We start from the raw sequence: 22,835 nt of genomic DNA on the forward strand, positions 1-22,835 counted from the left end.
GCCTCGTCGCGGGAAGTTCAGGCTTTCCGCGACGCCTCGTAGAGTGCAACGAGATCATCAAGGGGTATGCCGTTCAGAGTGGCGCCGGCGAGCCTGCAATTCGTGAACTCGACCCCAGAAAGATTGACGTTTTGGAATTGGGACCCCGACAGGTTCACGTCGTTGACACGCCACCCGGACATGTTGCTGTCATTGAAGCGAGCGCCGGAGAAGTTGATCTGGTTGAAGGTGACACCTGACAAGTTCGCGTCATTGAAAACCGAACCCGAGAGATTGGTATCGTTGACATCCAGGACATGCGTCACGCGATGAAGCTTCATTCCCTGCTTCCTTGATAGAACCCAGTGATCGCCGACTTGGGAGTCCATCGTAAACGTCACGCATGCAAACTCAAGCCGGGGCTATGCGACACACCCGTTGCAGCGAGGCTTCGGGTCAAATGCGAAGCCGCTCTCACCCAAAGAAATTGAAGCTCTGCCCGGCGCTGTAGGCCAGCAGCGCCAGCCCGGCAAAATAGACGATCGTCATCACCACCATGCCATAGCCGGCCAGCACCACCAGCCCGTCGCGCTGCGAAATACCTGCGGCCAGCAGCAGGATGGCGACGCCCGGCAGCGTGTTGGAGAAGGGAATGAGCCCGAGCGGCGCCATGAGAAGAACCCCCGCCCCCATCAGCACCAGGCCGTTGACGCGGTTCATCACGGCACCTGACGTCAGCCCCGTCATGCGCGGCTTGAAGAAGCGGTCGAACTTGCGCAGGAATTTCACGCCACGCTCCAGCACCGGCCGCAGCTTGCCGCTTTCCAGCCGCCGGTCGGCGACCTTTTGCGGCAGCCAGGGCAACCGGTTGAGCGTGATCGCCGCGCTGATCAGGACGATACCGGCACCAAAGACAGTGGAAACGCCAGGGATCGAGACCGGGAACAGAAAGGGCAGCGACAGAAAGGCGCAGAGCAGGAGCAGGCCACTTTCGCCCATCATCGCGAGCAGATCGCGCAGCGTGATGTGCTCGCCCTTGATCGAGTGGATGATGTCCTCGAGCAGTTCGCTCGTCTTGCGGTCCGTGTCCTTGAAGCCGATGGCCGTCGTCATGCAATGTCCTCTCGCGTGCCGCCGGCGTATGGGCGGCGATTGCGGCTTTCCTGTGGGAGTGGCGCGCCCCGACTTTTCGCTGTTGCGGATGCAAAACAGCTACGCACACATGCCGGATTTGCTCTATGAGCATGCCGCACCGCAGACAATAGGGTGATTTTCTTGACGAAGCGTATGCCGGCCCCGGCGGGCCTCTCCATCCATGCAAAAGGCCGCGAAAAGCTGAAGGGGCATCTCGCCATGCTGCTCTTTGCGGTGCTGATCGCCGGCTCCTTCTCCTTCGGGGGCCTAGCGGCGCGCTACATGGAGGCCGAGCCGCTGATGCTCTGGCGCTACATCCTGACCGTCGTCGTCATGGCGGCGCTCGCCTTCGGCGCCTTCAGGGTTCCGCTGACGCTGCCGAAGCAGGCCTGGCGCTTCCTGCTGCTCGGCGGGCTGATCGCCATCTACATGCTCACCATGTTCATGGCGCTGGAGTTCACCAGCCCCGTCGCCACCGGCGCGGTTTTCACGCTGATGCCGCTCCTGAGTGCCGGCTTCGCTTTGCCGGTGCTCGGCCAGAGGACGCGGCCCGGCGTACTCGCCGGTCTCCTCATCGCCGCGGCCGGCGCCGTGTGGGTGATTTTCCGGGGCAATATCGATGCCATCCTCGCCTTCGATGTCGGCACCGGCGAGATGACCTTCTTCGTCGGCGTCGTCTGCCATGCGCTCTACGTGCCGCTGATCCGCCGCTTCGACCGGGGCGAATCGGCCGTCGGTTTCGGCTTCTGGGTAACGGTGGGCGCAACGCTCTGGTTGATCCCGCCAGGTATCCGAAGCTTGATCGCAACGGATTTCTCCGCCCTGCCCGTCGCTGTCTACGCTGCCGTCACCTATCTGGCCGTCGTCACCACGGCCGGCACGTTCCTGCTCCTGCAATATGCCTCGATGCGCCTGCCGGCCTCCAAGCTGCTGGGCTACGGCTATCTGACGCCGAGCTTCATCATCCTGCTCGAAGGCATTCTGGGTCACGGCTGGGCGAGCCTGCCGGTCCTGGCCGGCGCCCTCGTCACCGCCTGCGGCCTGGCGCTGATGGCGCTTCTGCCGGACTGATCCGGCTCGGAACGGGCGTCAGACCGGCTCTTCGCTGACATTGAGACCGCCGATGAAGAGTTGTTCGAGGAAGCGCGCCGCATCCTCGAACCGGCCCTCGCCGGCCTGGTCCTGCCCGAGCACGGCGCGCACCTGCACGTCGAAGTCGGCATAGTGCTGGGTGGTCGACCAGATCGAGAAGATCAGGTGATACGGGTCGCATTTGGCGATCTTGCCCGCCTTCGCCCAGGTGCGGATGACTTCCGCCTTCTCGTCGACGAGCGACTTCAGCGGCCCCTTCAGTTCGTCCTCGATGTTCGGCGCGCCCTGCAGGATTTCATTGGCGAACAACCGGCTTTCGCGCGGAAAATCGCGCGCCATCTCCAGTTTGCGCCTGATGTAACTGCGGATTTCCGACACCGGGTTGCCTTCCGCATCGAATTCGCGCAGCGGATCGAGCCAGGTATCGAGCACCCGGTTGATCAGCGCCCGGTGCATCGCCTCCTTGGTACGGAAGTAGTAGAGCAGGTTCGGCTTCGACATGCCGGCCACCTCGGCGATCTGGTCGACGGTGGCACCGCGAAAGCCGTGCAGCGAGAAAACCTCCAGCGCCGCCTCGAGGATCTGCTCCTCCTTCGCCTCCTGGATGCGCGTGCGCCGCTGTGTCCTCGCTGCCCTTGGTAATGCCATCGTGCCCCCTCGGCCTTGCCCGTCGAACCGGAAAAGTGCCGCCAAATTCACCAGTTTAACCAGCCGCCATTTTCTTCGGCGCAGCCCAAGTTTTTGGTTTTTCGGCTTGAGTGCCGCAACGGAAGCTGTAATGTTTACCAACCGGTCAAATTATCAGCCAGTTATCACACAAAGGCAACTGCTGATCGGAAGGCGCAAAACAACAACGGCGCCGCCAGCCGGTGGGAACGAGAATGGGGCTGCAAAAGCCCGACGACATGGGAGCATAGACATGGCCGCACCCGGCGAGAACATGCGTGTCAACGCGGACCGCCTGTGGGATTCCCTCATGGACATGGCGAAGATCGGCCCCGGCATTGCCGGCGGCAACAATCGCCAGACGCTGACCGACGCCGACGCCGAAGGCCGCCGCCTGTTCCAGGCCTGGTGCGACGGCGCGGGCCTCACCATGGGTGTCGATACGATGGGCAACATGTTCATGACGCGCCCGGGCACCGATCCCGACGCCCTGCCCGTCTATGTCGGCTCGCATCTCGATACGCAGCCGACCGGCGGTAAATATGACGGCGTGCTCGGCGTGCTTGCCGGCCTTGAGGTCGTGCGTTCGCTGAACGACCTCGGCATCCGCACGAAACACCCGATCGTCGTCACCAACTGGACGAACGAGGAAGGCGCCCGCTTCGCCCCCGCCATGCTGGCGTCAGGCGTTTTCGCTGGCGTGCATACGCAGGATTATGCCTATGGTCGCAAGGACCCCGAGGGCAAGGTTTTCGGCGAGGAGTTGCAGCGCATCGGCTGGATCGGCGACGAAACGGTCGGCGCGCGCAAGATGCACGCCTATTTCGAATATCACATCGAGCAAGGCCCGATCCTGGAGGCGGAAGGCAAGGACATCGGCGTCGTCACCCACTGTCAGGGCCTGTGGTGGCTGGAATTCACACTGACCGGCCGCGAGGCGCATACAGGCTCGACGCCGATGACGATGCGCGTCAATGCCGGCCTCGCCATGGCCCGCATCCTCGAAATGGTGCAGACCGTCGCCATGGAGAACCAGCCGGGCGCCGTCGGCGGCGTCGGCCAGGTGTTCTTCTCGCCCAATTCGCGCAACGTGCTGCCCGGCAAGGTCGTCTTCACCGTCGACATCCGCTCGCCGGACCAGAAGAAACTCGACGGCATGCGCGCCCGCATCGAGGCAGAGGCGCCGAAAATCTGCGCGGCGCTGGGCGTCGGCTGTTCCGTCGAGGCGGTTGGCCATTTCGACCCCGTCACCTTCGATCCGACCCTCGTCGCCACCGTACGCAAGGCCGCCGAAGACCTCGGCTACAGCCACATGAACATCATCTCCGGCGCCGGCCATGACGCCTGCTGGGCGGCAAAAGTCGCGCCGGCCACGATGATCATGTGTCCCTGCGTCGGCGGCCTCTCGCACAACGAGGCGGAGGACATTTCCAAGGAATGGGCCGCCGCAGGCGCCGACGTGCTGCTCCATGCGGTGATCGAGACTGCCGGCATCGCCGAGTGATCTTTTGCCGCCCGGTCTGTCGGGCGGTCTCGCGCTTTGTGCGCCACCAAAAATCGAGACAGGGAGCGGACCAACATGAGCACAGTCATCAAGGGCGGAACCATTGTCACCGCCGACCTCACCTACAAGGCGGACGTCAAGATCGAGGGTGGGAAGATCATTGAGATCGGCCCTGATCTTCCCGGCGACGAGGTGCTGGATGCGGCGGGCTGTTATGTCATGCCGGGCGGCATCGATCCGCATGTGCATCTCGAAATGCCCTTCATGGGCACCTATTCGGCCGATGATTTCGAGAGCGGCACGCGCGCCGGGCTTGCCGGCGGCACGACCATGGTGGTCGATTTCTGCCTGCCCGATCCCGGCCAGTCGCTGCTCGATGCGCTGAAGCGCTGGGACAACAAGTCGACCCGCGCCAATTGCGACTATTCCTTCCATATGTCGGTGACCTGGTGGAGCGAACAGGTCTTTGACGAGATGAAGGCCGTGGTCGAGGAGAAGGGCATCAACACCTTCAAGCATTTCATGGCCTACAAGGGCGCGCTGATGGTGAACGACGACGAGATGTTCGCCTCGTTCCAGCGCTGCGCCGCGCTCGGCGCCCTGCCGCTCGTGCACGCGGAGAACGGCGATGTCGTCGCGGCGATGCAGGCGAAACTGATGGACGAGGGAAACAACGGGCCGGAAGGCCACGCCTATTCGCGCCCGCCGTCCGTCGAGGGCGAGGCGACGAACCGCGCCATCATCATCGCCGATATGGCGGGTGCGCCGCTCTATGTGGTGCACACCTCCTGCGAACAGGCACATGAAGCCATCCGCCGCGCCCGGCAGAACGGCATGCGCGTCTACGGCGAGCCGCTGATCCAGCACCTGACGCTCGACGAAACGGAATATTTCAACAAGGACTGGGACCACGCCGCACGCCGCGTCATGAGCCCGCCCTTCCGCAACAAGCAGCACCAGGATTCGCTCTGGGCCGGCCTTGCGAGCGGCTCCTTGCAGGTGGTGGCGACCGACCACTGCGCCTTCACGACGGACCAGAAGCGCACCGGCGCCGGTGATTTCCGCAAGATCCCGAACGGCACCGGGGGCCTTGAGGACCGCATGCCCATGCTCTGGACCAACGGCGTCAACACCGGCCGGCTCACCATGAACGAGTTCGTCGCCGTCACCTCCACCAACATCGCGAAGATACTCAACGTCTATCCGCGCAAGGGCGCCATCCTCGTCGGTGCGGATGCGGATATCGTCGTCTGGGATCCGAAGCGGTCGAAGACCATCTCGTCGAAGAACCAGCAGTCCTCGATCGACTACAACGTCTTCGAAGGCAAGGACGTCGTCGGCCTGCCACGCTTCACCCTGACGCGCGGCGTGGTCGCCATCGAGGAATCGACCGTCAAGACGCGCGAGGGCCACGGCCAGTTCGTCAAGCGCGAGCCCTTTGCCGCCGTCAACAAGGCGCTGTCGACCTGGAAGGAGATCACCGCGCCGCGCAAGGTCGAGCGCAGCGGCATTCCGGCGAGCGGCGTATGATCCGCAGCGGCCGCCTCACCCTTCTTCTCGGCATCGCACTCGCCGGTTCGGCGGGGACGGCAGCCGATCTTGTCGACGGCAGCTATGGCAACAAGGAAGGCTGCCACTATGCCGAGACGGGTGAATCCTCCGGTGCCGATTTCTTCTTCCTGCTGAACAAGGAAGGCGTCACCACCGCGGCCTCCTTTTGCGAATTCAAGGGCGACGGGAAACAGGTTGACGGCGCGACGAAGATCTCCGCCGAGTGCCACGAGGAGGGATACGAGGAGACCACGCCGCACGAACTGACGCTGACACCCGAGAACGGCGGCTACACCGTGAGCTTTCCGGACGGCACGCGCTGGGGGCCGCTGATGCGGTGCAAGACGTGAGGATTGGGCCGCGGCGATATACCCCCCTCTGTCCTGCCGGACATCTCCCCCTCAAGGAGGGAGATCGGCCCCGTGGCCTGATCCCCCGCCTTTTAAATCGCAACCAGCGCCTCGAGATGCGGCAGGAGCACCACGCTCTCCTGCTCGTGGGGATCTGTCCGGGCGATGACCGCCGAAGCCGGCTGGTCGGAAAGGTTTGCCGGCAGATGCGGCACGCCGGCGGGGATGTAGAACATCTCGCCCGCCCTGACGACGACATGGTTCTCCAGTCGCTCGCCGTACCAGGTGTGGGCCTCGCCGGAGAGCATGTAGATCGCCGTTTCGTGGCTCTCATGCATGTGCGCCTTCGCCCGTCCGCCCGGCGGAATCGTCAGGAGATGCATGCAGATGCCAGAGGCGCCGACCGTCTCCCGGGCAATCCCTTCGAAATAGCTGAACCCCTGTTTTCCGTCATACGTGCCGCCCGGGCGCACCACCCGGCATTCGGCCTTCGCGTCCACCGCCATCGTCTCCCCCGGCTCCAGCGTGAGAATTCCGTGCTCAAAGTGATACCGCAGACAATGCCGATTGCAATGCTGAGAATGGACATGCAGTCTGCCGCAACCCGCGCCGAAAGATGACCGCCATGTCCCATGCCACGCCTTCCAGCACCGTCGTCTCAGCAAAGGACCTCGGCCTGACCTTCCAGACCGCCGACGGCCCCGTGACGGCGCTGACCGGGGTAAACCTTGCCGTCGAGAAAGGCGACTTCGTCTCCTTCATCGGCCCTTCCGGCTGCGGCAAGACGACCTTCCTGCGCGTCATCGCAGATCTCGAGAAGCCGACATCAGGCAAGATCACCGTCAACGGCATGACGCCGGAAGAAGCCCGCAGGCGCCGCGCCTATGGCTACGTCTTCCAGGCCGCCGCGCTCTATCCCTGGCGCACGATCGAGAAGAACATCGCCCTGCCGCTGGAGATCATGGGCTACTCCAGGGCCGACCAGAAGGCCCGCATCGAGCGCACGCTCGATCTCGTCAACCTGTCGGGCTTCGGCAAGAAGTATCCCTGGCAGCTCTCCGGCGGCATGCAGCAGCGTGCCTCGATCGCCCGCGCGCTCGCCTTCGATGCCGACCTTCTCCTGATGGACGAACCGTTCGGTGCGCTCGACGAGATCGTGCGCGACCACCTCAACGAGCAGCTCCTGAAACTGTGGGCCGCCACCGAAAAGACGATCTGCTTCGTCACCCACTCGATCCCCGAGGCCGTCTACCTCTCGACGAAGATCGTCGTGATGAGTCCCCGCCCCGGCCGCGTCACCGACGTGATCGAATCGCCCCTGCCGAAGGAGCGTCCGCTCGGCATCCGCGAAACGCCGGAATTCCTCGAAATCGCCCACCGGGTGCGCGAGGGGCTGCGCGCCGGCCACAGCTACGAGGAGCACGCCTGATGAAGCTCTCGTTCGTGCTCTGGCTGTTCGGCGCGACCGCCGTCTTCATCACCGCAGCGACCGCTTCGCGCGCCTATATCGGCACCACGAACATCCTCTACCTGCTGTTCTCCCTGGCGCTCTACATCGTCGGCAACCTGATGATGCTGAAACTGATGCGCGAAGGCGGGCTTGGCATTGCCATTTCGCTCTCCGCCATTACCCAGTTGCTGCTGATCAATGTCATTGCCTTCCTGTTCTTCGGCGAACGGCTCAGCAGCACGCAGCTCGCCGGCGTCGGCCTCGGTATTCTGGCCATGGGGCTGATGCTGCTGCCCTCCCCGGCAAGGAGCTGAGCCATGGCGGAACCCGGTTTCCTGCGCGACCGCCTGCTGCCGATAAGCACCGTCGTGCTGGCACTCGTTGTGCTCTGGTATGTCTTCGTCGTCGTGTTGAACGCCCCCTTCGAGCGGGACACGGCGGCGCGGGCGGGAACCACCATCGGTTTCATGGAGCTGTTGCCCAAGACCATGATGCAGGAGCGGCCCGTGCTGCCGGCACCGCACCAGGTCTTCGCCGAACTCTGGGATACGACCGTCAACAAGGCCGTCACCTCCAAGCGAAGCCTCGTCTATCATTCCTGGATAACGCTTTCGGCGACACTGCTCGGCTTTGCCATGGGGGCCGTGCTCGGCATCCTGCTTGCCATCGCCATCGTGCACAACCGGGCGATGGACCGTTCGCTGATGCCCTGGGTCATCGCCAGCCAGACGATCCCCATTCTCGCTATCGCGCCGATGATCATCGTTGTCCTGAACGCAGTCGGCATTTCCGGCCTGATGCCGAAGGCGCTGATCTCGACCTACCTTTCCTTCTTCCCCATCGTCGTCGGCATGGTGAAGGGCCTGCGCAGTCCCGAGCAGATCCAGCTCGACCTGATGCACACCTACAATGCCTCTTCCGCACAAACCTTCTGGAAGCTGCGCTGGCCCGCCTCGATGCCCTATCTCTTCACCTCGCTGAAGGTGGCGATCGCCATCTCGCTCGTCGGCGCCATCGTCGGTGAACTGCCGACCGGCGCCGTCGCCGGCCTCGGCGCGCGCCTGCTTGCCGGCTCTTATTACGGCCAGACGGTACAGATATGGGCGGCGCTGTTCATGGCCGCGGCGGTGGCGGCGCTGCTCGTCATCGTCGTGGGCTTTGCCCATGGCCTTGTCCTCAAGCGCATGGGGGCGCGGGCATGAACTATAGCGTCCTCATCGCCGCCATCGTCTTCTGGCTTGCCGCCTGGGCCTTCAACGAATGGCTCGTGCGCCAGAAGTTCACGAGCCCGGCCACGGACCGGGCGGCGCGCCTCGCCGTGCCGCTGGTCTTCGGCATCACCATCCTCGTCCTGTGGGAAGGCATCGTCAGGGGCTTCAACGTCCCCTCCGTCCTGTTGCCGCCGCCGAGCATGATCTGGGCGCGGCTCATCAGTTCCGTTCCGACCCTGTGGGCGGATTTCCGCCAGACGTTTCTCAAATCCGTGCTTGTCGGCTATGGGCTCGGCTGCGGCCTCGGCTTCCTCGTGGCGATCCTCATCGACCGCTCGCCTTTCCTTCAGAAAGGGCTCCTGCCGCTCGGCAACTTCGTCTCGGCGCTGCCCGTCATCGGCGTCGCGCCCATCATGGTGATGTGGTTCGGCTTCGACTGGCAGTCGAAGGTCGCCGTCGTCGTCATCATGACCTTCTTCCCCATGCTGGTGAACACCGTCTCGGGCCTTGCCGCGACGAGCCACATGGAGCGGGACCTGATGCGCACCTATGCCGCCGACTGGTTCCAGACCCTCGTCAAGCTGCGCCTTCCCGCCGCCTGGCCTTTCATCTTCAATGCGCTCAAGATCAATTCGACGCTCGCGCTGATCGGCGCGATCGTCGCCGAATTCTTCGGAACGCCCATCGTCGGCATGGGCTTCCGGATCTCCACGGAAGTGGGCCGCATGAATGTCGACATGGTCTGGGCCGAAATCGCGGTCGCCGCGGTGGCTGGCTCCGTCTTCTACGGGATCGTCGCGCTTATCGAGCGGACCGTCACGTTCTGGCATCCGTCTGTCCGCGGTGGACAGGCGTAAAATAAAGAAAAGAGGGAACTGACATGAAAACGAAGATCGCATCGCTCCTGCTGGCAAGCGCCTTCTCGCTTGCCGCGTTCCAGTCCGAGGCCGCCGACAAGGTGACTCTGCAGCTGAAATGGGTGACCCAGGCCCAGTTCGGCGGCTACTACGTCGCGAAAGACAAGGGGTTCTACGAAGAGGAAGGCCTTGATGTCGAGATCAAGCCGGGCGGCCCGGATATCGCGCCTGCCCAGGTGATCGCCGGCGGCGGCGCGGATGTCATCGTCGACTGGATGCCGTCTGCTCTCGCCACGCGCGAAAAGGGCGTGGCGCTCGTCAACATCGCCCAGCCCTTCAAGTCCTCGGGCATGATGCTCACCTGTCTGAAGGAATCCGGCGTCACCGGCCCGGAGAACTTCAAGGGCAAGACGCTCGGCGTCTGGTTCTTCGGCAACGAATATCCGTTCCTGTCCTGGATGAGCCACCTGAAGATTCCGACCGACGGCGGGCCGGATGGCGTTACCGTGCTGAAGCAGGGCTTCAACGTCGATCCGCTGATCCAGAAGCAGGCTGCCTGCATCTCCACCATGACCTACAACGAGTATGGCCAGGTGCTCGATGCCGGCATCAAGCCGGAGGACCTCATCACCTTCAAGTATGAGGATCAGGGCGTGGCAACGCTGGAAGACGGCCTCTACGTTCTGGAGGACAAGCTCAAGGACCCGGCCTTCAAGGAAAAGATGGTCAAGTTCGTGCGCGCCTCCATGAAGGGCTGGAAATATGCCGAGGAGCATCCGGACGAAGCCGCCGAGATCGTGCTTGAAAACGACTCGACCGGCGCACAGACCGAGGCACACCAGAAGCGCATGATGGGCGAAGTGGCCAAGCTGACGGCCGGCTCCAACGGCGCGCTCGACGAGGCGGACTACAAGCGCACCGTCGCCTCGCTGCTTGCCGGCGGCTCCGACCCGGTCATCTCCAAGGAACCGGAAGGCGCCTGGACACACGAAGTGACCGACGAAGCGCTGAAGTAAACGATTTTTCTGCCGGATGCGCGACGTGCGGGGCCGCAAGCCCCGCACGTTTCGTTTTTGGCACAAAGAAAAACATATGGAGCACCTGCGACAGCGCGTCGCGATTGCCATTGAAATGCCAAACGCATAAAATAATGAGGCACCATTTCGTTACCCCTTGTAAGGACAAGGTGCGCCGATTACATAGACCGCACAGCGGAGTGTGGAGGAGCTGGGGAGCCGCTCTGTGTCCGCCATATTTTTAGGGAATAGGGTCCGGCAAGAACCTCAAGAACAACGTCCGGACCGAGATCATAAAGTCATGCTTTTGGGAAAGTTCGGCCTATGGCTTCTGGACGCAGGAAAGTACTCTCTTTTTCCGTCGCGACATTCTTGACGGCAACGCCGCTTTTCGCCTTCGCCGCCGATCCGGCCGAGGGTGAAGCCGGCAAACAGCAGGCGCAAAACCTTCCGGCAATCGTCGTCACCGCCGCCGAAACGCGCCCCCTCACCGACCGCGTGCTCGCCACCGGCTCGGTCCAGGCGGTCGAGGATGTCTATGTCACGCCGCTCGTCGATGGCCTCTCCATCCGCACCCTTGCCGCCGATGTCGGCGATCGGGTCGAGGCCGACGGGACGCTCGCCACCCTGAACGACGATGCGCTGGTGCTGGAGAAGAGCCAGACCGAGGCGTCGCTCGCCAAGGCCAACGCCGCCCTCGCGCAGATCCACGCCCAGCTCGTCGAAGCCAAGGCCAATGCCGACGAAGCCGTGCGCGTTCGCGACCGGGCCCAGCGGCTCGTCAAGTCCGGCTCGCAGTCACAGGCAGCCGCCGACCAGGCCGTTGCCGCTGCGGATGCAGCGCTCGCCCGCGTCAATTCCGCAAAGCAGGCGATCGCCGTTTCCGAGGCGGACATCAAGGTCGCCCAGTCGCAGATCGACGACATCGACCTGAGGCTTGCCCGCACCGCGGTGAAATCGCCGGTCGCCGGTATCGTCTCGGCACGAACGGCCAAGATCGGCGCCATCGCCAGCGGCGCTGCCGCACCGCTCTTCACCGTCATCCGCGACGGCGAGATCGAGCTGAAGGCCGACGTTTCAGAGGACGGCGTCCTCAAGCTCGCGCCGGGCCAGAAAGCGACCGTCACGCTCGCGGGCGGCGCCGCGACGCTTACCGGCACGATCCGCCTCGTCGAACCGACACTCGACCCGGCAAGCCGCCTCGGCCGCGTCTTCATCCGCTTCGACGAGCCGGGCAAGGCCCGTGCCGGCATGTTCGCAAGCGCGGAAATCATCGTGGAGGAAAAGCAGGGCATTGTGCTGCCGCTCTCCGCCATCACCACAGCAGGCGGCAAGACGGTCGCCCGCAAGGTCGAGAACGGTGTGGTCAAGCTGGTGCCGGTCGAAACTGGCATCCAGGACGGCCAGGGGATCGAGATCGTCAGCGGCCTTACGGCCGGCGACGAGGTCGTCGCCAAGGCCGGCGCCTATGTTCGTGACGGCGACCGGGTCAATCCGGTCCACGCCGAGCAGGCATCGGCCACCAAGTGAAGCAATGACCCCGCCGCAGCGGGGCTACTACCGCCCAGGGCGGAGAATGCCGGGCTGGGGCGCCCGGTCGCATGGCGGGTGATCCGGAATGGGGCCGGATGCCTGGACGAGGTCCGGCAACGGCGCACCATTGTTCTGCGTCCGGACCTGCACGGAATCATACGCAAACGTCTGGTCTCTTACCAAGGACTTTGGGGACATGAATTTTTCAGCTTGGTCCATTCGCAATCCGATTGCGCCGCTGCTCGGGTTTTTCCTGCTGATGTATGTCGGCATCCAATCCTTCTATGCCCTGCCGATCACCCGTTTTCCCAATATCGACGTTCCCCTGATCGCCATCACCGTCGAGCAGAGCGGCGCGGCCCCCGCCGAGCTGGAGGTTCAGGTCACCAAGGAGATCGAGGACGCGGTCGCCGGCATCGAAGGCGTCGACGACATCATGTCGACCGTCACCGACGGCAGCTCCGTCACATCCGTGCTCTTCGAGATCGAAAAGCCGACCAACCAGGCGCTTCAGGACGTCAAGGACGCGATCGACCGTATCCGCAGCGACCTGCCGGCCTCTGTGGAAGAGCCCGTCGTCACGAAGATCGACGTGGAAGGCCAGGCGATCCAGAGCTTTGCCGTCTCCTCGCCCAATATGACGCTCGAGGAGCTGTCCTGGTTCGTCGACGACAAGGTCAAGCGTGCCCTGCAGGGCCGGCCGGGCATCGGCAAGATCGATCGCTTCGGCGGCGCCGACCGCGAGGTGCGCATCGACCTCAATCCAGGCAAGCTCGATTCCTTCGGCATCTCGGCCGCCGACGTCAACCGGCAGATCCGCAGCATGAACGCCGATGTCGGCTCGGGCCGCGGCCAGGTCGCCGGCGCCGAGCAGGCGATCCGTACGCTCGGCGACGCCCGCTCCGTCGAAAAGCTCAACGGCACGATGATCGCGCTGCCGAACGGCCGTTTCGTGCGGCTTTCCGAACTCGGCACGGTCACCGACACCTATGAGGAGCCGCGCTCCTTCTCACGCTTCAACGGCAATCCCGTCGTCACCTTCGCCGTGTTCCGCTCGAAAGGCGCCAGCGAAGTGACGGTCGCCGAATCCGTCGCCACCTCGCTCGACACGGTGCGCAAGCAATATCCCGACGTCTCGATCGATCTCGTCGATGATGCCGTTTACTTCACCTATGGCAATTATGAAGCGGCGCTGCACACGCTTCTGGAAGGCGCACTGCTTGCCGTCGCCGTCGTGCTGCTCTTCCTGCGCAACTGGCGGGCGACGCTGATCTCCGCCGTGGCGCTACCGCTTTCGGCGATCCCCACCTTCTTCGTCATGGACATGCTCGGCTTCTCGCTGAACCTCGTCTCCTTCCTGGCGCTGACGCTGGCGACCGGCATCCTCGTTGACGACGCGATCGTGGAGATCGAGAACATCGCCCGGCATATCCGCATGGGCAAGACACCCTACCGGGCCGCGATCGAGGCCGCCGACGAAATCGGCCTTGCCGTCATCGCGACGACCTTCACCATCATCGCAGTCTTCGTGCCGGTCTCCTTCATGCCGGGCATTCCGGGCCAGTACTTCATCCAGTTCGGTCTGACGGTCGCGGTGGCCGTGTTCTTCTCCCTTGCGGTGGCGCGCCTCATAACGCCCGTCATGGCGGCCTATCTCATGCGCTCCGGCGATGCCGACGGCCATGGCGAGGAGAAGGAAGGCGTCTTCATGCGCTTCTACACTTGGGTCGTCAGCACGACGACGCGCAAGTGGTATGCCCGCTATGCGACGCTCCTTGCCGCCGTCGCCTTCCTTATCGCCTCCGTCATGCTGCTCTTCACCGTTCCCGGCAGCTTCCTGCCGCCGGAAGACGCTTCCCGCGTCGTTCTCTCTGTCGAACTGCCGCCGGATGCGATGCTCGACGATACCGATCGTACGACGACGCAGATCTATGAGAAGGTCAAGGACATCGATGGTGTGGAAAGCGTCTTCGTGCTCGGCGGCTCCTCGCCGAAGGGCGATCTCGAGCTGCGCCGCGCCTCGGTGACCGTCATCCTCGACAAGCTCGAGCACTCGCTCACCCACAAGCTGGTGAACGACGTGCTCGGCGGGATTCCGGTCATCGGACCTTATCTGCCGAAGGTGGAGGCGAAGGGCCGCCTGCGTCCGCAATGGGATATCGAGCGGGAGATCTTCGCGGGCCTGCGCGACATTCCGGACGTGCGCATCATCAAGCTCAACGATCGCGGCGAACGCGACCTTGCCTTCAACCTTCTCTCCAACAACGAGGCGGACCTCAACAACACCGTCGCCGTGCTGGAATCGAAACTGCGCGCCGATCCGGTCCTGGCCAATATCAGCTCCGAAGGCTCGCTGCCGCGGCCGGAACTACAGATCCGTCCGCGCGACGACCAGATGGCCCGCCTCGGCATCACGACGGCGCAGATCTCGGAAATCGTCCGCGTCGCCACCATCGGCGACATCGATTCCCAGCTCAGCAAGGTCTCGCTGGACGATCGCCTGATCCCCATCCGCGTGCAGGTCGACCGCGATTTCCGCGCCGACCTTTCGGCCATCCGCGACCTGAAGATCCAGACGGCGAGCGGCCAGATGGTACCGCTGTCGAGCGTCGCCGACATCGAATATTCGGAAGGTCCGAGCTCGGTGAAGCGGCACAACCGCAACCGCGTCGTCTCCATCGGATCCGACCTCAAGCCCGGCGTTGCGCTGGACACGGCCACCGCCCGCTTCAAGGAGATCGCGAACAGCATCGACATGCCGCCTACCGTGCAATTCGCCGAGAGCGGCGACGCCGAGATCCAGGGGGAAATGCAGCAGTCCTTCGCCAATGCGATGCTGCTCGGCCTGCTGCTCGTGCTGATGGTGCTGATCCTGCTCTTCAAGGACGTCATCCAGCCCTTCACGATCCTCCTGTCGCTGCCGCTCGCCATCGGCGGCGTGGCCGCTGGCCTCATCTTGACGCAGAACGCGCTTTCCATGCCCGTCCTCATCGGCATCCTCATGCTGATGGGCATCGTGACGAAGAACGCCATCCTGCTCGTCGATTTCGCCATCGAGATGATGCATCACGGCATGGAGCGGGTGGAAGCCATGATCGAGGCCGGTCGCAAGCGCGCCCGCCCCATCGTCATGACCTCGATCGCCATGTCGGCCGGCATGCTGCCCTCGGCGCTCGGTGTCGGCGAAGGCGGCTCCTTCCGTTCGCCCATGGCGATCGCCGTCATCGGCGGCATCATCGTGTCGACCGTGCTCTCGCTCGTCGTCGTTCCGTCCTTCTTCCTCATCATGGACGATCTGTCCCGCCTGCTCGGCTGGATTTTTGGCCGCTTTGTCGGCAAGAAGGACGATGAGCTGCTGGCCATGGAGCCGGAGGCGCTGACCCGCCTGGCGGACCAGACCAGCCGCGACGTCGCCGACCTCGAAAAGCGTATCGAGACGCTCGAGAAGAAAAATGGCGGGCGGAAGCCCTTCAGCGTGGTGCATCACTCGCCACTCGCCGCGGAATAACGGCAAAGCCAAACAAACGGCCGGTTCGACAGACGTCGAACCGGCCGTTTTCGTATTCATTGATCGAAATCAAATAAGACTTCCTCTTCCTCGACTATCGTTCTCCCATCGAAGACCGATGATGCCTGCGGGAGCATGGAGTGAGATCGATGAACAGGCTGATGAAACCCGGTGCCCGGGAACGGGAAACCCTGCTGAATTCCGGCCTCTTGTCCGCCCTTGGCGTGGAGAGCGTGGCGGCGATGATGGAGATAGCGGCGATCGGCAACCTGCCGGCACGCCAGATGCTGTTTCGCGAGGGTGAGCCGGCGGACATGCTGCATTCCGTTCTCTCCGGCTATGTGCGCGTCTACAAGCTCGACCCGGACGGCCGGGAAGCAGATGTCGAACTCTACGGTCCCGGCGACCTCATCGGCGCAAGCGTCGTGCTCGACGGAAGCCGCTACGGTGCTACTGCCCAGGCCGCCGAGCCTTCCCTCATCGCGCGTTTCGACCTGAAGCGCGTGCGCGACATTGCAGGGCGGCGGCCGGATCTGGCGATGGCGCTCGCCAACGCCTTGTCCGGCCAACTGTCACGGGCCTTTGCCAGCCTTGCCGACGACCGGCTGCACACCGCACCGCAGCGCGTGGCGCGCTACCTGCTCGCCCAGTGCCCGGCAGACGACAAGGCGACAAGTTTCCGCCTGCCCTACCAGAAGAGCCTGCTCGCCGGCAGGCTCGGCCTTGCACCCGAGGCACTGTCGCGCGCCTTCTCGATGCTGCGCAGCCACGGCGTCAATGTGCGCGGCCGGCTCGTCCATGTAAGCGACCCCGAAGCCCTTCGACGGATCTGAGAGACGTTTGCCGGGGCGGGATCAGAGGCCGCCCTCGACGCGCAGGAAATCAACGATACGGCCGACCCCCTCTCCCCGCTTCATATCGGAGAAGACGAAGGGCCGGGCGGCGCGCATGCGCTCGGCGTCGCGCTGCATGACGTCCAGATCTGCCCCGACATGGGGGGCAAGATCCTTCTTGTTGATGACCAGCAGGTCCGAACGCGTGATACCCGGCCCGCCCTTGCGCGGGATCTCCTCTCCCTGGCAGACCGAAATGACATAGATCGTCAGGTCCGCGAGATCCGGCGAGAAGGTTGCGGCCAGATTGTCTCCGCCCGATTCGATAAAGACCACGTCGAGATCGGGGAACCGCCGGTTGAGATCGGCAATGGCCTGGAGGTTGATCGAAGCATCCTCGCGGATCGCCGTGTGCGGGCAGCCGCCCGTCTCGACGCCGACGATGCGGTCGGACGACAGCGCCTGCATGCGCACCAGCGCCTCGGCATCCTCCTTCGTATAGATGTCGTTGGTAACGACCGCGACGGAAAAGTGCTCGCGCATCGCCTTGCAGAGCTTTTCGGTGAGCGCCGTCTTGCCCGAGCCGACCGGGCCACCGATGCCGACGCGCAGGGGGCCATTCTTCGATGTCATGGGAAACCTCCGGTAGATCCGGGATAGCCGGCCGGGAGCGCCGCAACCCCTTCGTTGAAACTCCGCGCCGTGCCGCGCATCGCCGCACGCGCCGTCATGAGCGAAACAGCCGTGTCGCCAGCGTCTCGTGCCGCAGACTGGCGATATCCGCCCGGATGGCCGCCGAACCGAGATCATCGAGCGTCGAACGGGCTGCCGCCGCCGCAAGCGTGAGGATCGTCCCCTCCAGCTCCGCTAGTAGCGCCACGCCACCCCGCTGGCCGATAACGCCACAGCGGATGGCGACCGAGGTAAGGTTCGAGGCGACCGCGTGCAGATAGGCGACAAGCGCCGCCTCGGCCGCAACGCCATGCCCGCCCGAAACGGCAGCGACGGCCACCGGATAGGCGGCGACGGCACCGAGCGTCGCCAACACCGGATGCGGCCAGCTCGCCGCAGCGGCGAGAAAGGCCTCGCCCTGCAGCGTCGTCTCACGATACCGCTCCGCTGAGCCCGACAATGCCGCCGCGAGTTCGGCAACCTCCGTCAGCTGCCCGGCATCGCCGAAGGCCCGATGCGCCTCGGCGAAAAGCACGGCATCGTTCCAGAGATTGCCGTGCGCAAGGATGCTCACGAGCCAGGTACGGAGCGTTTCCGCATCGCTCACATCGCCATCGCTCACCACCTGCTCCAAACCGCCGGAATAGGAGAAGGCACCGACTGGAAAGGCCGGCGAGAGCCAGGTCATCAGGCGCAGCAGAGCCGCAGGCGACGCCGTGTCAGCCATGGCTGTGATGGTGGCGGCCGTGCCCCGCGCCGTGATAGGCGCCGCGCAGCGGATGGAAGGGCTCCACGACATCCCGCACCGCAGCACCGAGCCCCTTCAGCATATCCCGGATCACATGGTCGCGCAGGATGAGGATACGCATGTCCTCAATCTGCGCCGGCAGGTGACGGTTGCCGAGGTGCCAGGCAAGCTCGACAAGATGCAGGCGATCCTTCGGCACCACCTCGTAGAGCTCCTCCGCAGCGGCGATCACCTCGATCACCTCGCCCGCTTCCGTGAGCAGGAGATCGCCATGGGCAAGCTGTACGGGTTCGCGGAGATCGAGCATCACGACATCGTCGCTGCGCATGTGCAGGAGCTTGCGACGCACATGGCGCTGATCATGGGCGAGAATGACGGCGTCGATGGGCGTGCGGGATCCGCCGGTTCCGTACGGCAGGATTTCCGTGGAGCGATGGGGCAAGAGGCGACCTCGGGTCTCGATGGATCAAGTCCCCCCGACAAGAGCACGTTTGCCCTGTCGAGGAAACCGCCGAAGCATCGACCTACGTCATTTGGCGTAGGTCGTCATCAGCGCCGGCGCCCGCCAGCGGCAACGCGGCGGCTCGGCTCCAGCAGTCCCTCACCCTCGTCCTCATGGATCGTCCGGTCGCGGCCGAGCGACTTGGCAAGATAGAGCGCCCGGTCCGCCGCCTCGAAGATCGCTTCGAACGACCGGCCTTGAGCTCGATCCGCGATGCCGGCCGACAGGGTGACGGTGACCGGACCCTTGGCACCCGCGACTCGGCGCGCAGCAACGGAACGACGGGCTTCCTCCACCAGCAGGCTGCAATCCCCGCGGTCGTCGTTCTCGATGAAGACGGCGAACTCCTCGCCGCCGACACGCCCGACGAGATGGGGAGCGGCAAAGACCCGCTCAAGCTCCTCTGCAACGGCAACGATGACCGCATCGCCCACCGCTTGCCCATGCGTGTCGTTGACAAGCTTGAATCGATCGACATCGAACAGCACGAAAAAGCCGTTAACCTTCTTCTCCGCCATATCAGCGATGAAAGCCCGCCGGTTCAGGAGGCCTGACAGCGAATCCAGCCGGCTGAGCCGTTCCAATTCGGCGCGTGACAGCGCCATTTCATGCACTGCCATGCCCAGAAGCCAGGCGATCAGGGCCGAAACGCTCGCCGCGACCAGCACCGTCGTGGGAGTATCGAAACCGAGAGCGGCAGCAAAGGGGTTGGGGAGCAGGCCGAAGTTCGCGAGGATTGCCGTAGCCATCAGATAGCCCGCAGTGGCAAGCGTGATGGTCACCAGGACGGTGTTCAGCACGAACATCGAAATATCGGCCCGCGTCTGGAAGACACCCGCCTCCCACTGGGCCCTCAGCCAAAGGGCCAGCCTGCCACGCATACATCTCTCCATAATGAACAAGGAGACCCTAAGGCACTTTCTTTCAGATTCAGCTAATGCCTTCGCTAGAAGTTTAACTGTCCCGTTTTGAAACTTCCGTTAAGGGATATGCGGAAAGGTCCGCTTGGCCGGCAGCCGCCTAGAAAAGGAAATAGCGCTGTGCCATCGGCAGCACGGTCGCGGGCTCGCAGGTCAGCAATTCGCCGTCCACCCGCACCTCGTAGGTCTCCGGATCCACCTCGATATGCGGCGTCAGGTCGTTCAGCACCATCGAGGCCTTGGAGATGGTCCGCGTGTTGCGCACCGGCAGCAGCTGCTTGGCGACGCCGAGCCGCTCGCGCAGGCCGAGATCGATCGCCGCCTGCGAGACGAAGGTGACGGAGGAATTGGTGCGCATCTTGCCGAAGGCACCGAACATCGGGCGGTAGTGCACCGGCTGCGGCGTCGGGATGGAAGCGTTCGGATCGCCCATCGGCGCCATCGCAATCCCGCCGCCGATCAACACCATGTCCGGCTTCACACCGAAGAAAGCCGGGTTCCACAAGACGAGGTCGGCCCGCTTGCCGACCTCGACGGAGCCGATCTCGTGGCTGAGGCCATGGGCGATCGCCGGATTGATTGTGTATTTCGCGATGTAGCGACGGATGCGCAGGTTGTCGTTCTCGCCCGTCTCGCCGGCAAGGCGGCCGCGCTGGCGCTTCATCTTGTCGGCGGTCTGCCAGGTGCGGATCGCCACCTCCCCGACGCGGCCCATGGCCTGGCTGTCAGAGGAGATGATCGAGAAGGCGCCGATATCGTGCAGGATGTCCTCGGCCGCGATAGTCTCCTTGCGGATACGGCTCTCGGCAAAGGCGATGTCCTCCGGAATCGACGACGACAGGTGATGGCAGACCATCAGCATGTCGAGATGTTCGGAGATCGTGTTGACCGTGTAGGGTCGTGTCGGATTGGTCGAGGACGGAATGACATTGGCATGGCCACACACCTTGATGATGTCCGGCGCATGGCCGCCGCCCGCCCCCTCGGTGTGGAAGGCATGGATGGTGCGGCCTTTGATGGCGGCCATCGTGTCCTCGACGAAGCCACTTTCGTTCAGCGTGTCCGTATGGATCATAACCTGCACGTCGTAGTCATCAGCGACGGAAAGGCAGCAGTCGATCGCCGCCGGCGTCGTCCCCCAATCCTCGTGCAGCTTCAGCGCGCAGGCCCCGGCCTTCACCATTTCCTCGATCGCCGCCGGCAGTGAGGCATTGCCCTTGCCGGCGAGCGCCAGGTTCATCGGAAAGGCGTCAAAGCTCTCGATCATGCGCTCGATATGCCAGGCGCCCGTGCAGGTGGTGGCAAGCGTACCATGTGCCGGGCCGCTGCCGCCGCCAAGCATCATGGTGATGCCGCTCGCCAGCGCTTCCTCGATCTGCTGCGGGCAGATGTAGTGGATATGGGCGTCCATGCCGCCCGCCGTGAGGATCTTGCCCTCACCTGCAATCACCTCGGTCGAGGGGCCGACAATGATGGTGACGCCGGGCTGCGTATCGGGATTGCCCGCCTTGCCAACCGCAGCGATGCGACCGTTCTTGAGGCCCACATCGGCCTTGAAGATACCGGTGTGGTCGATGACCAGCGCATTGGTGATGACCGTGTCGACGGCCCCCTCGGCTCGCGTTGCCTGGCTCTGGCCCATGCCGTCGCGGATGACCTTGCCGCCACCGAACTTCACCTCGTCGCCATAGCTGGTGAAATCCCTTTCCACCTCGGCGAAGAGCTCGGTATCGGCCAGCCGTACCCTGTCGCCGATGGTTGGGCCGAACATGTTGGCATAGGCGGCACGGGACATTCGATAGGACATGGTCAACTTCCCCGGGAGGCAGGTGTCTTGTTCGGATGGTCGGAAACTTTGCCAACCGGAGCGGCATCGCTTTGGCGTCGCGCAAGGCGGCAAAAGATCGGGAGCCGCTCCGGTAGATCGGCGCCCATCAGAGGCGCTCCAGCCGGTCGAGACGGCCGGCAGCAATCTGGGCATCCACCCAGCGCCGCTCGGCGACAAAGGGGTGCCATTGCCACCCTTCGTGACCGAACCCGGCGATGGAAACACGATCGCCCGCCTTGGCGACGGTGTCGAGCACATGGGCGATGACGATCAGCCCGGAACTCGGCACCACATAGGGTGGCGGGTCGAAGACCGCCAGCGCAGCATCGAGCGCATGATGCACCGCAGACGGGATCACGTCGATCCGCCGGCCGGTGGCGTGCGCGAATGTCTCGAAGCCGAGCGTGTAGTCGTCGCAGAAATCGTCAAGATCGGGATGGCTCACGGCAAGGGCCGGGCGCATGGCGGCAAACATCTGCGCGGCTCGCACGCACCAGAATTCGCGCGCCTGCCGCACCGCGGCACTTGCCTTCCAATGGCCACTGCCCAGCATCGCCAGGGCCGGGCGGCCGGTGTTGCAGACCGCCACGATATCGGTCCTGTCACCCCCGCGCCCCAGGGAGCGGCAGTCGTTGAAGCGGATCACGAGATCGGCAGCATCGATCGCCGCGGCAAGCCCGTCTGGCACGGGCCCGTTTCCGACAATGGCGATCCTGCGCGACACCGCCCGCCTCCTCAATTTCCGGAAAATTCGGAGACGGCCTTCAGTTCGGCCGTGCGTTTGCGCGTCAGGTCGGCGAGGCAACCGGAAACCAGCATCGGTTCCATGGAGCCGCCGCGCGCCTCGAAGCCGGCCAGCTCGCACTGCCCGTCCCGGTAGCCGATCCAGGCTCGCTGGGCACGTTTCAACGCGTCAACGGCGCCGACATAGTGCTCGCCCATCTCGCGGGCCTGTTCGTCCATCTTGCGCGCCGCGGCCATGGTCACCTTGTAGGCGGCATTCAGTTCTTCGTCGGCGGCTTCATAATCGCGGCCGGCGCAGATGTTCATCTCGATCTGTGCCTGGGCGTTTTGGCAATCAACCTCCGGCTCACCGTCCTGCGCGGCGGCCATAGGGGCAGAGAGAAGAAGGAGCGCGGTGGCGAGCAGGAGGCAGGAACGTATCACCATGTCAGAGCTTCCCCATCACGCCCTGGCGGAAACCGTAGATTTCGCGCTTGCCGGCAAAAGGAATGAGATGAACCGTACGGGTCTGCCCCGGCTCGAAACGCACCGCCGTGCCGGCTGGAATGTCGAGACGCAGGCCCCGCGCCTTCTCCCGATCGAAGGCGAGACCCGCATTGGTTTCGTAAAAATGGTAGTGGCTGCCGACCTGGATCGGCCGGTCGCCGGTGTTGGAAACATCTAGCGTGGTGACCGGCAAGCCGGCATTGAGTTCGAGGTCGCCGGAAGCGGCAATGATTTCACCGGGGATCATGATA

General features: G+C 64.0%; 24 protein-coding genes. 12 read left to right on the forward strand and 12 right to left on the reverse strand.

The annotated features are described in order from the left end of the window. Positions 1-17 precede the first annotated feature (17 nt). Both K0P03_RS13970 and K0P03_RS13975 read right to left on the reverse strand, forming a co-directional pair. Entirely contained in the window at positions 18-320 is a 303-nt protein-coding gene (locus tag K0P03_RS13970) for a pentapeptide repeat-containing protein (RefSeq protein WP_024270840.1), read from the reverse strand. Positions 321-453: 133 nt separating this feature from the next. Beyond that, positions 454-1,092, reverse strand: a complete 639-nt coding sequence (locus K0P03_RS13975; RefSeq protein ID WP_023515510.1) for an exopolysaccharide biosynthesis protein — start codon at positions 1,090-1,092, stop codon at positions 454-456. Between the two features lie 162 nt (positions 1,093-1,254). Here K0P03_RS13975 and K0P03_RS13980 point away from each other — a divergent pair, with 162 nt between their 5' ends. Continuing rightward, a complete protein-coding gene (locus K0P03_RS13980) occupies positions 1,255-2,184 on the forward strand; it encodes a DMT family transporter (RefSeq protein WP_272789897.1) in 930 nt (309 codons plus the stop codon). Between the two features lie 18 nt (positions 2,185-2,202). Here the strand turns inward: K0P03_RS13980 and K0P03_RS13985 are convergent, their stop codons facing one another. Beyond that, on the reverse strand, positions 2,203-2,853 hold the full coding sequence (locus tag K0P03_RS13985; RefSeq protein WP_023515508.1) for a TetR family transcriptional regulator C-terminal domain-containing protein: 651 nt from the start codon (positions 2,851-2,853) through the stop codon (positions 2,203-2,205). 271 nt (positions 2,854-3,124) lie between these two features. Between K0P03_RS13985 and K0P03_RS13990 the strand changes: the two genes are divergently transcribed. The 3 genes from K0P03_RS13990 (at position 3,125) to K0P03_RS14000 (ending at position 6,276) form a co-directional block, all read left to right on the forward strand. Continuing rightward, on the forward strand, positions 3,125-4,375 hold the full coding sequence (locus K0P03_RS13990; protein ID WP_023515507.1) for a Zn-dependent hydrolase: 1,251 nt from the start codon (positions 3,125-3,127) through the stop codon (positions 4,373-4,375). A gap of 75 nt (positions 4,376-4,450) precedes the next feature. Further along, positions 4,451-5,905 (forward strand): dihydropyrimidinase, encoded by a 1,455-nt coding sequence (hydA, locus tag K0P03_RS13995; RefSeq protein WP_272789898.1) that lies wholly within the window; start codon positions 4,451-4,453, stop codon positions 5,903-5,905. Continuing rightward, entirely contained in the window at positions 5,902-6,276 is a 375-nt protein-coding gene (locus K0P03_RS14000; RefSeq protein ID WP_272789899.1) for a hypothetical protein, read from the forward strand. The genes hydA and K0P03_RS14000 overlap by 4 nt, the downstream gene beginning before the upstream one ends. A gap of 92 nt (positions 6,277-6,368) precedes the next feature. Here the strand turns inward: K0P03_RS14000 and K0P03_RS14005 are convergent, their stop codons facing one another. Continuing rightward, on the reverse strand, positions 6,369-6,782 hold the full coding sequence (locus K0P03_RS14005) for a cupin domain-containing protein (protein ID WP_130514169.1): 414 nt from the start codon (positions 6,780-6,782) through the stop codon (positions 6,369-6,371). Positions 6,783-6,901: 119 nt separating this feature from the next. Here K0P03_RS14005 and K0P03_RS14010 point away from each other — a divergent pair, with 119 nt between their 5' ends. The 8 genes from K0P03_RS14010 to K0P03_RS14045 all read left to right on the forward strand — a co-directional run bounded on the left by K0P03_RS14010 (position 6,902) and on the right by K0P03_RS14045 (position 16,684). Then, the gene (locus K0P03_RS14010; RefSeq protein WP_037407945.1) at positions 6,902-7,705 is read left to right on the forward strand and encodes an ABC transporter ATP-binding protein; all 804 of its coding nucleotides are present in this window, start codon (positions 6,902-6,904) and stop codon (positions 7,703-7,705) included. Then, positions 7,705-8,040: a transporter gene (locus K0P03_RS14015; protein WP_023514108.1), complete on the forward strand. Its 336-nt coding sequence runs from the start codon at positions 7,705-7,707 to the stop codon at positions 8,038-8,040. The genes K0P03_RS14010 and K0P03_RS14015 overlap by 1 nt, the downstream gene beginning before the upstream one ends. A gap of 3 nt (positions 8,041-8,043) precedes the next feature. Further along, the gene (locus K0P03_RS14020) at positions 8,044-8,928 is read left to right on the forward strand and encodes an ABC transporter permease (RefSeq protein ID WP_130514168.1); all 885 of its coding nucleotides are present in this window, start codon (positions 8,044-8,046) and stop codon (positions 8,926-8,928) included. Beyond that, positions 8,925-9,794: an ABC transporter permease gene (locus K0P03_RS14025; protein ID WP_272789900.1), complete on the forward strand. Its 870-nt coding sequence runs from the start codon at positions 8,925-8,927 to the stop codon at positions 9,792-9,794. The genes K0P03_RS14020 and K0P03_RS14025 overlap by 4 nt, the downstream gene beginning before the upstream one ends. 23 nt (positions 9,795-9,817) lie before the next feature. Next, a complete protein-coding gene (locus tag K0P03_RS14030; RefSeq protein WP_024270838.1) occupies positions 9,818-10,810 on the forward strand; it encodes an ABC transporter substrate-binding protein in 993 nt (330 codons plus the stop codon). 324 nt (positions 10,811-11,134) lie between these two features. Further along, the gene (locus tag K0P03_RS14035) at positions 11,135-12,340 is read left to right on the forward strand and encodes an efflux RND transporter periplasmic adaptor subunit (RefSeq protein WP_082342415.1); all 1,206 of its coding nucleotides are present in this window, start codon (positions 11,135-11,137) and stop codon (positions 12,338-12,340) included. A gap of 199 nt (positions 12,341-12,539) precedes the next feature. After that, positions 12,540-15,851, forward strand: coding sequence for an efflux RND transporter permease subunit (locus K0P03_RS14040; RefSeq protein WP_023515439.1), 3,312 nt, complete (start codon positions 12,540-12,542; stop codon positions 15,849-15,851). Between the two features lie 149 nt (positions 15,852-16,000). After that, on the forward strand, positions 16,001-16,684 hold the full coding sequence (locus K0P03_RS14045) for a Crp/Fnr family transcriptional regulator (protein ID WP_023512057.1): 684 nt from the start codon (positions 16,001-16,003) through the stop codon (positions 16,682-16,684). Between the two features lie 21 nt (positions 16,685-16,705). Here the strand turns inward: K0P03_RS14045 and ureG are convergent, their stop codons facing one another. The 8 genes from ureG to K0P03_RS14085 form a co-directional block, all read right to left on the reverse strand. Next, positions 16,706-17,317, reverse strand: a complete 612-nt coding sequence (gene ureG, locus K0P03_RS14050) for an urease accessory protein UreG (RefSeq protein ID WP_050744079.1) — start codon at positions 17,315-17,317, stop codon at positions 16,706-16,708. A 94-nt stretch (positions 17,318-17,411) separates the two neighbouring features. Continuing rightward, entirely contained in the window at positions 17,412-18,083 is a 672-nt protein-coding gene (locus K0P03_RS14055; protein ID WP_272789901.1) for an urease accessory protein UreF, read from the reverse strand. Continuing rightward, positions 18,076-18,546 carry an urease accessory protein UreE gene (ureE, locus tag K0P03_RS14060; protein WP_082342414.1) on the reverse strand — a complete coding sequence of 157 codons (471 nt, stop codon included), beginning with the start codon at positions 18,544-18,546 and terminating at the stop codon, positions 18,076-18,078. The genes K0P03_RS14055 and ureE overlap by 8 nt, the downstream gene beginning before the upstream one ends. 107 nt (positions 18,547-18,653) lie before the next feature. Next, positions 18,654-19,487, reverse strand: coding sequence for a GGDEF domain-containing protein (locus tag K0P03_RS14065; RefSeq protein ID WP_050744077.1), 834 nt, complete (start codon positions 19,485-19,487; stop codon positions 18,654-18,656). Positions 19,488-19,626: 139 nt separating this feature from the next. Next, positions 19,627-21,333 (reverse strand): urease subunit alpha, encoded by a 1,707-nt coding sequence (ureC, locus tag K0P03_RS14070; protein WP_272789903.1) that lies wholly within the window; start codon positions 21,331-21,333, stop codon positions 19,627-19,629. A 127-nt stretch (positions 21,334-21,460) separates the two neighbouring features. Continuing rightward, entirely contained in the window at positions 21,461-22,078 is a 618-nt protein-coding gene (locus K0P03_RS14075) for a Urease operon accessory protein (RefSeq protein ID WP_272789904.1), read from the reverse strand. Positions 22,079-22,089: 11 nt separating this feature from the next. Then, positions 22,090-22,524 carry a lysozyme inhibitor LprI family protein gene (locus K0P03_RS14080; RefSeq protein ID WP_023514121.1) on the reverse strand — a complete coding sequence of 145 codons (435 nt, stop codon included), beginning with the start codon at positions 22,522-22,524 and terminating at the stop codon, positions 22,090-22,092. 1 nt (position 22,525) lies between these two features. Next, the gene (locus K0P03_RS14085) at positions 22,526-22,831 is read right to left on the reverse strand and encodes an urease subunit beta (protein WP_023514120.1); all 306 of its coding nucleotides are present in this window, start codon (positions 22,829-22,831) and stop codon (positions 22,526-22,528) included. Positions 22,832-22,835: the final 4 nt, after the last annotated feature.

This window comes from Shinella sp. HY16 (assembly GCF_028534175.1).
GTDB lineage: Bacteria > Pseudomonadota > Alphaproteobacteria > Rhizobiales > Rhizobiaceae > Shinella.

Excerpts from the sequence above, each read along its gene's own strand:
- K0P03_RS14010 (WP_037407945.1), top strand. The coding sequence starts at position 6,902 with ATGTCCCATGCCACGCCTTCCAGCACCGTCGTCTCAGCAAAGGACCTC.
- K0P03_RS14005 (WP_130514169.1), bottom strand. The coding sequence starts at position 6,782 with ATGGCGGTGGACGCGAAGGCCGAATGCCGGGTGGTGCGCCCGGGCGGC.
- ureG (WP_050744079.1), bottom strand. The coding sequence starts at position 17,317 with ATGACATCGAAGAATGGCCCCCTGCGCGTCGGCATCGGTGGCCCGGTC.
- K0P03_RS14035 (WP_082342415.1), top strand. The coding sequence starts at position 11,135 with ATGGCTTCTGGACGCAGGAAAGTACTCTCTTTTTCCGTCGCGACATTC.
- K0P03_RS14065 (WP_050744077.1), bottom strand. The coding sequence starts at position 19,487 with ATGCGTGGCAGGCTGGCCCTTTGGCTGAGGGCCCAGTGGGAGGCGGGT.
- K0P03_RS14080 (WP_023514121.1), bottom strand. The coding sequence starts at position 22,524 with ATGGTGATACGTTCCTGCCTCCTGCTCGCCACCGCGCTCCTTCTTCTC.
- K0P03_RS13990 (WP_023515507.1), top strand. The coding sequence starts at position 3,125 with ATGGCCGCACCCGGCGAGAACATGCGTGTCAACGCGGACCGCCTGTGG.
- K0P03_RS14055 (WP_272789901.1), bottom strand. The coding sequence starts at position 18,083 with ATGGCTGACACGGCGTCGCCTGCGGCTCTGCTGCGCCTGATGACCTGG.
- K0P03_RS14015 (WP_023514108.1), top strand. The coding sequence starts at position 7,705 with ATGAAGCTCTCGTTCGTGCTCTGGCTGTTCGGCGCGACCGCCGTCTTC.
- ureC (WP_272789903.1), bottom strand. The coding sequence starts at position 21,333 with ATGTCCTATCGAATGTCCCGTGCCGCCTATGCCAACATGTTCGGCCCA.
- K0P03_RS14020 (WP_130514168.1), top strand. The coding sequence starts at position 8,044 with ATGGCGGAACCCGGTTTCCTGCGCGACCGCCTGCTGCCGATAAGCACC.
- K0P03_RS14030 (WP_024270838.1), top strand. The coding sequence starts at position 9,818 with ATGAAAACGAAGATCGCATCGCTCCTGCTGGCAAGCGCCTTCTCGCTT.
- K0P03_RS13985 (WP_023515508.1), bottom strand. The coding sequence starts at position 2,853 with ATGGCATTACCAAGGGCAGCGAGGACACAGCGGCGCACGCGCATCCAG.
- K0P03_RS14025 (WP_272789900.1), top strand. The coding sequence starts at position 8,925 with ATGAACTATAGCGTCCTCATCGCCGCCATCGTCTTCTGGCTTGCCGCC.
- K0P03_RS14000 (WP_272789899.1), top strand. The coding sequence starts at position 5,902 with ATGATCCGCAGCGGCCGCCTCACCCTTCTTCTCGGCATCGCACTCGCC.
- K0P03_RS14040 (WP_023515439.1), top strand. The coding sequence starts at position 12,540 with ATGAATTTTTCAGCTTGGTCCATTCGCAATCCGATTGCGCCGCTGCTC.
- K0P03_RS14085 (WP_023514120.1), bottom strand. The coding sequence starts at position 22,831 with ATGATCCCCGGTGAAATCATTGCCGCTTCCGGCGACCTCGAACTCAAT.
- hydA (WP_272789898.1), top strand. The coding sequence starts at position 4,451 with ATGAGCACAGTCATCAAGGGCGGAACCATTGTCACCGCCGACCTCACC.
- K0P03_RS14045 (WP_023512057.1), top strand. The coding sequence starts at position 16,001 with ATGAACAGGCTGATGAAACCCGGTGCCCGGGAACGGGAAACCCTGCTG.
- K0P03_RS13975 (WP_023515510.1), bottom strand. The coding sequence starts at position 1,092 with ATGACGACGGCCATCGGCTTCAAGGACACGGACCGCAAGACGAGCGAA.
- K0P03_RS13970 (WP_024270840.1), bottom strand. The coding sequence starts at position 320 with ATGAAGCTTCATCGCGTGACGCATGTCCTGGATGTCAACGATACCAAT.